An 11,858-nucleotide genomic window follows, 5' to 3' on the forward strand; every position below is an offset into this window, starting at 1 on the left:
GGTGGTGCGGGCACCACCCCCGATCCGGGACGGTGGGCCACTGACGCGGCCGCCCCGCGCGACCAGGCTGGACGACATGCCAGCCACTGAGTCCGCCGTACGCCGCCGGCCGTTCACGGTCGCGGGTCTCCTGCTCCTCGTCATCGTCGGCGTCGCCACCGGCGCGGTCACCGGCGACGTCCTCGACCACGGCTGGGGCCGTGCCCTGGCCTACGGGCCGGACGCGCTCGCGTCCGGCCACTGGTGGACGCTGCTCACCGGCCCGCTGCTGGCGATCGCGCCCTGGTGCTACCTGCCGGTGCTGCTCAGCTTCGGGCTGTGCGTCGGGTTCGCCGAGCCGCGGCTCGGGACGGTTCGCACGGGGCTCCTCTGGTTGGTGACCCAGGTCGGCAGCGTGGTGGCGGCCTGCCTGCTCGTGCTGGCGCTCGGCCCGGACTCGCTGCAGCACGCACGCGACGTCGGGCCGTCGGGCGGCGCGCTCGGGGTCGGCGCGGTGATGACCGCCTTCCTCGGTACGGCGGCGCGCCGGGTCACCCGGACCGGCCTGGTGGCCTACGTCCTGGTCTCCCTCGTCCTGGTCGGGCACCTGGCGGACGTCGTCCACCTGGTCGCCGTCGCCGCCGGCCTGATGATCGGCTCGGTGATCGGCCCGCGGCGCCGTCCCGTCGTCAACCGCGACCGGGCCGTCGAGCACCTGCGCCGCGAGGGCGGCGGCACGCTGTCGTGGATGACCACCTGGCCCGGCGTGCGCTACCTCTACGACCCGCGCGGCCAGGGCTACCTCGCCTACCGCCGCCACCTCGGCGTCGCGCTGGCCCTCGGCGACCCGATCGGTACACCGGACTGGCGGGCCCGCGCGGCCGGTGAGTTCGCGGCCTTCTGCGCCGACGAGCACCTCGTCCCCAGTCACTTCGCGGTCACCGGACCGGTGGCCCGAGCGGTCGGGGGTCACAGCCTGCAGATCGGCGAGGACACGCTCCTCGACCTGCCCGACCTCGAGTTCCGCGGCAAGCGGTGGCAGGACGTGCGCACCGCCCGCAACCGCGCGGCCCGCGACGGGATCCGCTTCGAGCTGGTCGTCCTCGCCGACGCCGACCCGCGCATCGTCGCGCAGGTGCGCGAGATCAGCGACGCCTGGCTGCGGCGCCAGCGCACTCCGGAGCTCGGCTTCACCCTCGGCGGTGTCGACCACGCCATGGACCCCCGGGTCAGGGTCGCGCTGGCTCTCGACGCCGACGACCGGGTGCACGGCTTCCTCTCGTGGCTGCCGGTCCACGCCGGGCAGGGGCACATCGATGGGTGGACGCTCGACCTGATGCGCCGCCCGGACGACGGCTTTCGCCCGGTGATCGAGTTCCTGATCGCCGAGTCCTGCCTGGCCTTCCGGGCCGAGGGTGCCCGCGTCGTGTCCCTGTCGGCGGCGCCGCTGGCGCGGAGCACGGGGGAGCCCGACGGCTGGCTGCAGCGCGTACTGGAGCGCTCGGCGCGCGTGCTCGAGCCGCTCTACGGCTTCGCCTCGCTGCACGCCTTCAAGGCCAAGTTCTCCCCGCGCTGCGAGACGCTGCACCTGACCTACCGCTCGCTGGCCGAGCTGCCGCGGATCGGCGCAGCGGTGCTGGTCGCCTACCTGGTCACCCCGAAGACGCGGGAGGCCAGCACGCCCCTCGTCCTGCCGGAGCGGACCGCCACCGAGCGGGTCGAGGCCGCGGAGCGGGAGCGCGTGGCCGCCTGACGCACATCAGACCGGAGCACTAGCCTCGTACGGTGACGATCGACCTCCACACCCACTCCAGTGTCAGCGACGGCACGTCCTCGCCCGCCGACCTGGTGCGCGAGGCCGCGGCCGCCGGGCTCGAGGTGGTGGCGCTCACCGACCACGACACCACCGCCGGGTGGGACGAGGCGGCCGCCGCGGCGGAGCAGGCCGGGATCGGCCTTGTCCGCGGCATCGAGGTCAGCACCCGGTTCCGCGGCTCCGCGGTGCACCTGCTGGCCTACCTACCCGACCCCGAGGACGCCGGCCTCCAGGCCGAGCTGGGCCGGATCGTCGAGGGACGTGAGGCGCGGGTGCCGTCCATGCTCGCCCGGCTGCGCGAGCTCGGCATCCCGGCGACCGAGGAGGCGTTGGCCGAGGTGAGCCCCGACAACCGGGTCACCGGTCGCCCCCACGTCGCCGACCTGCTGGTGCGCCTCGGTGCGGTGAGGACCCGCGACGAGGCGTTCGCGCGCTTCCTCTCCGACGGCGGGCCAGCCTTCGTCGACCGGTACGCCGCCGACCTCGTCGAGATGATCGGGCTGGTCACCGCCGCCCGCGGGGTCAGCGTGGTCGCCCACCCGTGGGGCCGTGGCTCCGCGTCGGTCCTCGACGAGCCCGCGTTCGCCGTACTCGCCGAGGCGGGGCTGGGCGGCATCGAGGTCGACCACCTCGACCACGACAGGCTCGAACGCGGTCGGCTGCGGGGGATCGCCTCGCGGCTGCGGCTGCTCGTCACCGGCTCCAGCGACCACCACGGCACGGGCAAGACCGGCCACGAGCTCGGCTGCGAGACCACCTCGCCGGGCGAGCTGACCCGGCTCCTCGAGCGGGCCGCCGCGCTCGGCTCGCCCACCGCACTCGCGGGCGGGGTCCGCCGATGATCGACGGCGTGCTGCTCGTCGAGGTGTTCGTGACCCTCTTCGTGATCATGGACCCGGTCGGCACGGTGCCGATCTTCCTGTCCCTGACCGCCGGCCGCAGCCCGGCCACGGCACGGCGTGCCGCCTGGCAGGCAGTCGCGGTGTCCTTCCTGGTGATCACGCTGTTCGCATTGTTCGGCCAGCAGATCCTCAACTACCTGCACATCTCGCTGCCCGCGCTGCAGTGCGCCGGCGGCCTGCTGCTCCTGCTGGTCGCCCTCGAGCTGCTGACCGGAAAGCAGGACGAGCTGACCGCGTCCGCCGATGCCAACATCGCTCTCGTCCCGCTCGGTACGCCGCTGCTCGCCGGCCCCGGCGCGATCGTCGCCACGATGCTCTTCGTCCAGGACATCGACACCTGGGGCGACGGCGTCTCCGTCGCGCTCGGCGTGGCCGGCGTGCACGTCGCCCTGTGGGCCGCGATGCGCTACTCGCTCCCGATCCTGCGCCTGATCCGCGACGGCGGGGTCCTGCTCGTCACCCGTATCGCCGGTCTCCTGCTCTCCGCCATCGCCGTCCAGCTCGTCGCCGACGCCGTCCGCGCGTTCATCGCAGGGGAAGGCTGAATGGTTGAGTTGCCGCATCCTCACCGTTGACTTGCCGGTTTCTCGCCATTGAGTGCCGAGGGACCGGCAACTCAACGGCGAGAAAGTGGCAACTCAACCCGTAGGACGGGGCAACTCAACGTCACTTCCGGCCGAGCGACTGCAGCCGCTGCAGGACCGAGCCCGGGACCACGCGGGTGCCGGCCACGATCGCCTTGTAGCGCTTCGACGGGATCGACATCGCGCGGCCGCGGTCGAAGTCGGCCAGTGCGTCGCGGACCAGGCGGTCGGGCTCCAGCCACAGCAACCGGGGCGCCGAGGCGTCGCGGTCGATGCCGAGGCGCTGGTGGAACTCGGTCTTCACGAAGCCGGGGCACAGCGCCATCACGGTGACGCCCCGTCCGGCGTACTCCTGGTGTGCCCACGCACTGAACGAGTTCACCCACGCCTTCGCGGCGCTGTAGGTGCCGCGGGGGAGGAAGGCGGCGACGCTCGACACGTTGATCACGCCGCCGCGGCCGCGCTCGACCATGCCCCCGAGCGCCGCATGGGTCAGCCGCAGCACCGCGCGCACCAGCACGTCCTGCTGGGCCTGCTCGACGTCGACCGGGTTGTCGAGGAAGCGCTCCTTGAGGCCGAAGCCGGCGTTGTTGACCAGCAGGTCGACCGGCGCGCCGCGGTCCGCCAGCCGCGCCTCGACCCGGCCGAGCGCCTCGAGCGAGGTGAGGTCGGCGGGCAGCACCTCCACGCCGACGCCGTACGACGACCGGAGCTCGCCCGCGACGGACGCGAGCCGGACCTCGTCGCGGGCCACCAGGACCAGGTCGTCGCCGCGAGCGGCGAGCTGGCGGGCGAACTCGAGGCCGATGCCGGCGGTGGCGCCGGTCACGAGAGCTGTGGGCATGCCGCAACCCTAGGGCCCGATCGGGCATGATGGTCCCGATGAACAGCGTGCAGGCGGCTCCCACGATCCTCGCTGTCGCCAACCAGAAGGGCGGCGTCGCGAAGACGACCAGCGTCGCGTCGATCGGAGCGGCCCTCGCCGAGCGCGGGCAGAGCGTGCTGCTCGTCGACCTCGACCCCCAGGCCTGCCTGACGTTCTCACTGGGCATCGACCCCGAGGACCTCGAGCTGTCGGTGCACCACGTGCTCACCAAGGGCACCGCGGTCGAGGAGGTGATCCTCGAGACCGAGGACGGCGTCGACCTGCTGCCGGCCACCATCGAGCTGGCCCGCGCCGAGGCCGACCTGCTCACCCGCACCGGCCGCGAGCACGTGCTGCGCGGCGTGATGGAGGACCTCCAGGCCAGCGGTCGCAGCTACGACTGGGTGCTGCTCGACTGCCCGCCCTCCCTCGGCGTGCTGACCGTCGCCGCGCTGACCGCCGCGACCGGCGTCCTCATCCCGCTGCAGTGCGAGACCCTGTCCCACCGCGGCGTCGGCCAGCTGCTCGACACCGTGCACGACGTACGCCGGTTCACCAACCGCGACCTCGCCGTGTGGGGCGTCCTGCCGACGCTGTACGACGGTCGCACCAACCACGCACGGGCCGTGCTCGACACGATCTCGGAGACCTACGAGCTCGAGGTCGTCGAGCCGCCGATCCCCAAGACCATCAAGTTCGCCGAGGCGCCGGCCGCGGGTCGCTCGATCCTCGCGACCAGCCGCACCAGCAAGGGCGCCGAGGCCTACCGCGAGGTGGCGGGCTCCCTGCTCGCCCGATCGGCACGTTGAGCCAGGTGTCGAAGCACGCTGCCCGCCGTGACCCGGGGCGACACCGTGCCCGGCAGCAGGCCGGCCGGCGTCGCGCCGCGCCGGCGCGACCGCGCTACGGCCGGATCACCGCCGTGGCCGCCGCCCTCACCGTGACCGCCGTCGCGGTCGCGGGTGGCCTCGGGCTGCTCCCCGGCGAGCCCGAGGAGCCGGCCGCCGCCGGCCAGGACGCCCCGACCACACCGGCCGCGGCCACGCCGACCACGCCGACCACGCCGAAGCAGGCCGCGACCGACACCCCGAAGGCCGACGACCGCACCGCCCTCGAGGCACCGCTCACGGGCGACCTGGCCGACGCGAGCACTCGGATCGCGGCGGTCTCGGACTCCACCGATCTGCCCGCGCGCTCGGGGAGCGGGCGCCGGATCGTGTTCAGCGAGGGCCGCCAGCGGGTCTGGCTGGTCGACAGCGACGGCGACGTGGCCCGGACCTACCGTGTCTCGGGCAGCGTCGAGGACAACCTCGATCCCGGCACCTATGCCGTCTACTCCCGCAGCCGCCACGCCATCGGCGTCGACGACTCCGGGACGATGGAGTACTTCGTCCGGTTCACCCAGGGCAACGAGGGCGCCGCGATCGGCTTCCACACGATCCCGGTCGACGACGGCAAGCCGGTGCAGACCCGGGCCCAGCTCGGCACCCCGCTCTCGCACGGCTGCATCCGCCAGGACCGTCCCAACGCGATCGCGCTGTGGGACTTCGCCCCGGTCGGCACCACGGTCGTCGTCACCGCCTGACCCGGCAGCACCAGGAGCCCCGCCAGCCCCACGGCGGCGGCCGAGCCGATTTGCCCTGCTCGGGGGGCTTCTGCCTAGGGTGCCCGGATGCTCGCCCCGTACGGAAAGCACCTTGCCAAGATCGTCGCCGCGCTGATGGTCCTCGCGCTCGGCGCCACGCTGGCGCACACCCAGAGCGCCACCGCGGCCGCCGTGGAGCCGGTTCCGGCTCCCACCGCGTCGCAGAAGGGCGGCGGGTTCGAGGTCCGCGCGATGACCTTCAACATCCTCACCGCCTCGATGGCCCCCGGCGGCCTGGGCCGCGCGAACGCCGCCGCCACCCAGGTCCAGCAGCGTAAGCGCAACGTGGTCGCCTTCCAGGAGGTGCACCAGTCCCAGCTGAAGGTGCTGCGCAAGCGCCTCTCGCGCTTCAAGTTCTGGCCGCGCCGCACCCTCGACAACTTCAGCGGCGCGATCCAGGTCGCCTGGAAGACCGACGAGTTCGAGGCCCTCGACAAGGGCCAGATCTACCGCCCGTCGATGGGCAAGATGCGCGCCATCCCGTGGGTCAAGCTCAAGAACCGCGCCACCAAGCGCGTCCTGTACGTCATCGCGATCCACAACGCCCCCGGCGGCCTGGAGCACGAGCGCGACGTCTCGACCGAGCGTGAGATCAAGCTCATCAAGCGCCTCGGCGCCAAGGGCCAGCCCGTCCTGGTCATGGGCGACATGAACGAGCGCGTCGAGTTCTGCCAGCGCGTCGCCAAGGCGACCGACCTGGTCTCCCTCGGCGGCACGAAGAAGAAGCCCTGCCCGGTGCCCCCGAAGGCCGGCCCGGACTGGATGCTCGCCACCTGGACCGGCAGCAAGTTCAGCGACTACGCCAAGGTCTACAACGGCATCAGCGACCACCCGGTGGTCGTCGGCAACGTCTGGGTCGAGCCGCTCGCCAGCTGAGTCGATCGGCGCTCCGGAGCCTCCCTCGGGGACCGTGAGCCCTGGAACACAGAAGGAGCCCGGACCATAGTGGTCCGGGCTCCTTCCGTTTGCTGTCAGGTCAGGCGCTCGGCGTCTCCGCCGGAGCGCTCGCGCCGTTGCCGCCACCGCTGCGGCGACGACGCCGGCGGTTGCGGTTGGCAGGACGCTCGCCGCCCTCGGCCGGCGTACCCTCGCCGTCCTTGGCCTCGGCCGACGCCTCGGCGCCGCCCTCGACCGGCTTGCCGCCGCGGGTGCGGGTCCGGGTGCGGGTCCGGTTGCGCTCGCTCGAGCGACGCTCGGAACGCTCGCCCGAGCGCTCCGACCGCTCGCCCTTGGGCGCCGGCGGCGCCGGGGGAGCGATCCGGCCCTTGGTGCCGGGGGCGATGCCCTGGTCGTGGAAGAGGTGCTCGGAGGTGGAGTAGGTCTCGAGCGGCTCGTCGAAGGGCAGGTCGAGCGCCTTGTTGATCATCTTCCAGCGGTGCACGTCGGTCGCGTCGACCAGGGTGATCGCGATGCCGGAGGCCCCGGCGCGGCCGGTGCGGCCGATCCGGTGGACGTAGGTCTTGTCGTCCTCGGGGCAGGTGTAGTTGACCACGTGGCTCACGCCCGACACGTCGATGCCGCGGGCCGCGACATCGGTGGCGACGAGTACCTTGATCTTGTCCTCGCGGAACCTCGTCAGCGCCTTCTCGCGCGCGACCTGCGCCATGTCGCCGTGCAGCGGGCTGGCCTTGAAGCCGCGCTCGACGAGGTCGTCGGCCACGCGCTGGGCCTGCCGCTTGGTGCGGGTGAACACGATCATCTTGTCGGCGTCCTCGGCCTGCAGCAGGCGACCGAGGATCTCCGGCTTGTCGAGGTCGTGGGCCAGGTAGATGAACTGGGCGGTGGCGGGCACCGTCGCGTTCTCGTACGACGACTCCGCGCGGATGTTCATCGGGTGCCGCATGTGCATGCGGGCCAGGGAGACGATCGCGCTGGGCATGGTCGCCGAGAACAGCATGGTCTGCCGGGTCTCCGGCGTCATCCGCAGCAGCTTCTCGACGTCGGGCAGGAAGCCCAGGTCCAGCATCTCGTCGGCCTCGTCGAGCACCAGCGCGTGCACGTGGGAGAGGTCGAGGACCCTCCGGTTGGCGAGGTCGATCAGGCGGCCCGGCGTACCGATGACGATGTCGACGCCGCTCTCGAGGGCCTCGATCTGCGGCTCGTAGCCGACGCCGCCGTAGATGGTGAGGACGCGCAGGCCGCGGTCGCGGCTGGCGATCTCGAGGTCACTGGAGACCTGCAGAGCGAGCTCGCGGGTCGGCGCGACGATCAGGGCCTGCGGCTTGCCCTGCGGGATCTCGGCGTAGTCGGGGTCGCTCGGCGCGACGCTGCGCTGGATGACCGGGATGCCGAAGGCGAGGGTCTTGCCGGTGCCGGTGCGCGCCTGGCCGATCAGGTCGGTGCCCATCAGCGCGACGGAGAGGGTCATCTCCTGGATGGCGAAGGGGTGGGTGATCCCGGCCCGCTCGAGCGCGTCGCAGATCTTCGGCATCACGCCGAGGTCGCGGAAGGTCGGAGCCTCCGCCGCGGTCTCGGTGGTGGGCGCGGCGGTGGTGTCGTTGGAAGTCAGTGTTCTGTTCGCTTTCGTGAGTGTCGTCAGCCGGTCGGCATGGCGCCAGATCAATGCGGCTGTTCACACTCAGCCGCGCACATACGTGGGCGGGTGCCCGGGCGGGCCGGCGCGCTCCGGTGAGGGTGCGGGCAGGCTCTCGCTACCCCCGAGTCTACTTGTACGCTCGGCGCATGGCTGAATCCGCCGACGCGACCGCTCCCACCGCCGCCGACGATCCGGCCTACCGCGAGGCCGTGGTCGACCTGTTGGCGGCGATCGCGTACGGCGAGATCTCGGCGTTCGAGCGCCTCGCCGAGGACGCCAAGCTGGCGCCCAGCCTGGCCGACAAGGTCGACCTCGCGACCATGGCCAGCGGTGAGCTGACCAAGGTGCACGCCCTCCACGACCGGCTCCGCGCCCTCGGCGCGGACCCGTTCGAGGCGATGCTCCCGTTCCGTGAGCCGCTCGACGCGTTCCACCAGCACACCGCGCCGGCCGACTGGTACGAGGGCCTGGTCAAGGCGTACGTCGGCGACGGGCTCGCCAACGACTTCTACCGCGAGATCGCGGCCTACCTCGACCCCGAGACCCGCGACCTGGTCGTGTCCACGATGGAGGAGGGCACCCACGCGGCCTTCGTCGTCGACCGGGTGCGTTCCGCGATCGCGCAGGACGCCCGCCTCGGCGGCCGGCTCGCGCTGTGGGGGCGCCGGCTGATGGGGGAGGCGCTCACCCAGGCCCAGCGGGTCGCCGCCGACCGCGACGCCCTGACCGCGCTGCTCGCCGGCGGCGTCGACCGTCCCGGCCTCGACCTGGCCGCGATGGGCCGGATGTTCACCCGGCTCACCGAGCGGCACATGGCCCGGATGGCCGAGCTCGGGCTCGAGGCCTGACGCACACCGGCCCGCCCCGCGAGCGGGACGGGCCGGCGTACCGTTCAATCAGCAGGCCTTCGCCGCCGCTGTCTGGGCCGCGCTCGAGGCGCTCGCCGCCAGCTTGCTGGCCGCCTTCGCCTTCGTGAGCCTCTTCTTCAGCTTCGCGACCTTCGCCTTGTGGTGGGCCTTGGCGGCCGACTTCCGCTTCTTCTTCAGCTTCGTCACCTTGGCCGCGGCCTGGGTCGCGGCGTTCGCCGCCTGGACGGCCTGGGCCTGGGCGGTGGTGCAGGCGGCCGACGGCCCGCCGGCCGGCGGGGCGGGGAAGTACGCCGACGCCGCGCCGAGCCGGAACAGCTGGGTCTCGCCGGTGGCGTCCTTGAGCCCGTCGTTGTCGGTGACGGCGATCGCCTCGCCGCCGGCGGTGATGGTGAACCCCTCGAGCTTCTCCTGGGTCCAGCCGCCCAGGGCGGTCATCCGCGGTAGCAGGTCGACGGCCAGGCGCTTGGTCAGGGGCGTCACGGCGCCGGTGGTCGTGGCCGGGAGGTCGACGGCGTAGACGCGCTTGATCGCGGCCGTGGTGCCGTTCTGCTTGTCGCGCTCGACGACCGCCAGGGTGTCGGCGTCGACGGCGGTGATCTCCGAGAGGCCGACCCAGTCGCCGGGGACGGTGGTGGTCTCGAGCGGGTACCCGAACCACGTCCACCGGCCGGTGGCCGGCTCGTAGCGCCCGATCCGCGGGGCGGTCTCTCCGGTCAGCGCCCGCTGCAGGGCGACGTACACGGTCTCGCTCGCGCCCGAGCCGGTCACCGTGACGCCTTCGAGGCCCCACTTGCCCAGACCTGCGGCGACATCGGCCGGCAGGCTGACCGCCTGCTGGATCGCGCCGGACGCGTCGGTGCGCAGCAGCCGGTTGGCCGGGCCGGTGGCGCCCTCCTCGGCCAGCCAGAAGCCACCGTCGGCGCGGGCTGCGATGCCCTCGACGTCGATCGCGACCGGGGCGCCGTCCTGGGTGACGGTGAGCACGTCGTCGATCACGGCTGGGTGCCGGCCGAGGTCGACCGAGTAGATCCGGCCGGTCTTGTAAGCCGCGTCGCTGGCGGCCCAGACCCGCTGCGGGTCGCCGGGCACGGGGCTCAGCGCGCCGAGCGCGCCCCAGCCGATCGCGGTGCCCTCCTCGTCCGCGGAGACGATCGACGGGAAGGCCGGCTTCGTGGTGCCGAGCTCGTACAGCGCGACCGAGGAGCGCACCAGGACGCTCGCATCGTCGGTCTCGGAGGAGACCGCGAGCAGGTCGCGGCCCGGGATCGGCAGCAGGCCCTCGGGACCGTTGGTCGTGGGCAGCGCCTGGACGAACGACGGGTGGACCGGGTCACTCATGTCGTAGACGGCCACGAAGTTGCTGCGCTCGGAGCCGACGAAGGCGTACGGCGTACCACCGATCTCGTCGAACGCGAGGCCCTCGGGCTCGGAGCCCTTCTTGGCGGCGCGGTCGTTGTTGAACAGGCCGTGGCGGGTGGCGATCTGCTCGAAGCTGTTGCCGGCGTCCCATCTCACCGTGCCGTCCGCGGCGTCGAAGACGGTCCAGCCGCGGGTGCCGCCCTTCCAGTCGCCCTCGTTGGCGGTGGCGACCAGGCCGTCGCCGACCCATTGGATCGAGTCGGGCTCACGGGGCAGGTCGATGCCGGCGGTCGGGTTGAAGATGCCGTCCTTGGTCGTGTCGATGCCCGACACCTGAGCCTTGCCGGCGCTCCACACGTGCTCGACGCTCGCCGTGGCGAGGTCGATGACGACGACGCCGTTGTTCTCCTGCAGGGTCAGCGCGAGCTGGTTGTCGGCGTTGATGTCGACGTACTCCGGCTCGGCGTCCTGCGGGGTGTCGAGCCCGGCCAGGTCGGTCTCGGAGAGCGTCACCGGGGTGGCTGTCCAGTGGGCCGGGTCGGGGTCGGTGAGGTCGATGACCTGCACGAAGCCGGCGGGCGGCTGGGGCAGGTCGCCCTCGTCGCCGCCGGCGGGGGCGACCGCCTCGTTGCGCTGGTTCTCGATGGCGATCGCGGCGTACGTGCCGTCGGGGCTGATCGCGATCGAGTCGGGCTGGCCGAGGAGGTCGATGGTGGCGACCAGGTCGTGCGGTGCGTCGAGGCCGACGATGTCGAGGCGTCCACCGCGGACGCCGGGTGCCGGCCCCTCGCCCGCCCACGGGGTGTCCTCGAGGCCGGGGTAGGTGCTCTCGTCCACCACGACGAGTGCGTTCTCGCCGACGATCGAGACCGAGGTCGGGCTGTCGTCGGTGGTGCCGCGCACGTCGTGGCTGCCGAGGCCGACGGGGTGCTTCGCGTCGGTGATGTCGAGGAACCCGATCCGTCCACCGAGCGCGTCGGTGTAGGCGAGCGTGGTGCCGTCCGCCGAGACCGCCGAGATCTCGGCCACCGTCGGCGCGCTCGGGTCGACGCCCGCGGGGACGTTCTGGAACACGGGGTACGTCGCCAGCCGCTCGAACCACGGACCGGTCTGGGCGGTGGTGGTGGCCGTGGCCGTGGTGGTGGCGGTGGTGCTGGCAATGGCCGCCGGCAGCGGCGCGGCGGTGCCGGACACGCAGGACAGCGCGGTCGCGGCGAGGGGCGCGACGGCGAGCAGCGCGCCGGACAGCGGGCGCAGTCGTCGGGGCGAGGTGCTTCGTGGCATGGGGGTCGAGTGGCCTTCC

General features: G+C 72.8%; 10 protein-coding genes. 7 read left to right on the top strand and 3 right to left on the bottom strand.

What is annotated here, in order from left to right:
- The first annotated feature begins 76 nt into the window (after positions 1-76).
- Genes FBY23_RS09570 through FBY23_RS09580 form a run of 3 tightly spaced genes read left to right on the top strand, consistent with a single transcriptional unit; the run spans position 77 to position 3,242 of the window.
- On the top strand, positions 77-1,732 hold the full coding sequence (locus FBY23_RS09570; protein ID WP_141797932.1) for a bifunctional lysylphosphatidylglycerol flippase/synthetase MprF: 1,656 nt from the start codon (positions 77-79) through the stop codon (positions 1,730-1,732).
- 32 nt (positions 1,733-1,764) lie between these two features.
- Complete coding sequence (locus FBY23_RS09575; protein ID WP_141797933.1) at positions 1,765-2,637, top strand: PHP domain-containing protein; 873 nt, start codon at positions 1,765-1,767, stop codon at positions 2,635-2,637.
- Positions 2,634-3,242, top strand: coding sequence for a MarC family protein (locus FBY23_RS09580; protein ID WP_141797934.1), 609 nt, complete (start codon positions 2,634-2,636; stop codon positions 3,240-3,242). Before FBY23_RS09575 ends, FBY23_RS09580 begins: the two co-directional genes overlap by 4 nt.
- 121 nt (positions 3,243-3,363) lie before the next feature.
- Here FBY23_RS09580 and FBY23_RS09585 read toward each other — a convergent pair whose 3' ends face one another.
- Positions 3,364-4,125, bottom strand: coding sequence for an SDR family oxidoreductase (locus tag FBY23_RS09585; RefSeq protein WP_141797935.1), 762 nt, complete (start codon positions 4,123-4,125; stop codon positions 3,364-3,366).
- 38 nt (positions 4,126-4,163) lie between these two features.
- On the opposite strand from FBY23_RS09585, the gene FBY23_RS09590 reads away from it, so the two are divergent.
- The 3 genes from FBY23_RS09590 to FBY23_RS09600 all read left to right on the top strand — a co-directional run bounded on the left by FBY23_RS09590 (position 4,164) and on the right by FBY23_RS09600 (position 6,667).
- The gene (locus FBY23_RS09590; protein WP_141797936.1) at positions 4,164-4,955 is read left to right on the top strand and encodes a ParA family protein; all 792 of its coding nucleotides are present in this window, start codon (positions 4,164-4,166) and stop codon (positions 4,953-4,955) included.
- A gap of 5 nt (positions 4,956-4,960) precedes the next feature.
- Positions 4,961-5,731, top strand: coding sequence for a L,D-transpeptidase (locus FBY23_RS09595; RefSeq protein ID WP_160158203.1), 771 nt, complete (start codon positions 4,961-4,963; stop codon positions 5,729-5,731).
- An 87-nt stretch (positions 5,732-5,818) separates the two neighbouring features.
- Entirely contained in the window at positions 5,819-6,667 is an 849-nt protein-coding gene (locus tag FBY23_RS09600; RefSeq protein ID WP_141797938.1) for a hypothetical protein, read from the top strand.
- Positions 6,668-6,767: 100 nt separating this feature from the next.
- Here the strand turns inward: FBY23_RS09600 and FBY23_RS09605 are convergent, their stop codons facing one another.
- Positions 6,768-8,222 (bottom strand): DEAD/DEAH box helicase, encoded by a 1,455-nt coding sequence (locus FBY23_RS09605; protein ID WP_141800961.1) that lies wholly within the window; start codon positions 8,220-8,222, stop codon positions 6,768-6,770.
- Between the two features lie 251 nt (positions 8,223-8,473).
- Here FBY23_RS09605 and FBY23_RS09610 point away from each other — a divergent pair, with 251 nt between their 5' ends.
- Positions 8,474-9,175, top strand: a complete 702-nt coding sequence (locus FBY23_RS09610) for a ferritin-like fold-containing protein (RefSeq protein ID WP_141797939.1) — start codon at positions 8,474-8,476, stop codon at positions 9,173-9,175.
- A gap of 48 nt (positions 9,176-9,223) precedes the next feature.
- Here FBY23_RS09610 and FBY23_RS09615 read toward each other — a convergent pair whose 3' ends face one another.
- Positions 9,224-11,839 carry an esterase-like activity of phytase family protein gene (locus FBY23_RS09615; RefSeq protein ID WP_222117777.1) on the bottom strand — a complete coding sequence of 872 codons (2,616 nt, stop codon included), beginning with the start codon at positions 11,837-11,839 and terminating at the stop codon, positions 9,224-9,226.
- Between the last annotated feature and the right edge of the window lie 19 nt (positions 11,840-11,858).

The organism is Nocardioides sp. SLBN-35 (assembly GCF_006715725.1).
Classification (GTDB): Bacteria; Actinomycetota; Actinomycetes; order Propionibacteriales; family Nocardioidaceae; genus Nocardioides.

Coding starts and splice junctions, on each gene's coding strand:
- FBY23_RS09570 (WP_141797932.1), top strand. CDS start 77: ATGCCAGCCACTGAGTCCGCCGTACGCCGCCGGCCGTTCACGGTCGCG.
- FBY23_RS09600 (WP_141797938.1), top strand. CDS start 5,819: ATGCTCGCCCCGTACGGAAAGCACCTTGCCAAGATCGTCGCCGCGCTG.
- FBY23_RS09585 (WP_141797935.1), bottom strand. CDS start 4,125: ATGCCCACAGCTCTCGTGACCGGCGCCACCGCCGGCATCGGCCTCGAG.
- FBY23_RS09580 (WP_141797934.1), top strand. CDS start 2,634: ATGATCGACGGCGTGCTGCTCGTCGAGGTGTTCGTGACCCTCTTCGTG.
- FBY23_RS09605 (WP_141800961.1), bottom strand. CDS start 8,222: ATGCCGAAGATCTGCGACGCGCTCGAGCGGGCCGGGATCACCCACCCC.
- FBY23_RS09590 (WP_141797936.1), top strand. CDS start 4,164: ATGAACAGCGTGCAGGCGGCTCCCACGATCCTCGCTGTCGCCAACCAG.
- FBY23_RS09610 (WP_141797939.1), top strand. CDS start 8,474: ATGGCTGAATCCGCCGACGCGACCGCTCCCACCGCCGCCGACGATCCG.
- FBY23_RS09615 (WP_222117777.1), bottom strand. CDS start 11,839: ATGCCACGAAGCACCTCGCCCCGACGACTGCGCCCGCTGTCCGGCGCG.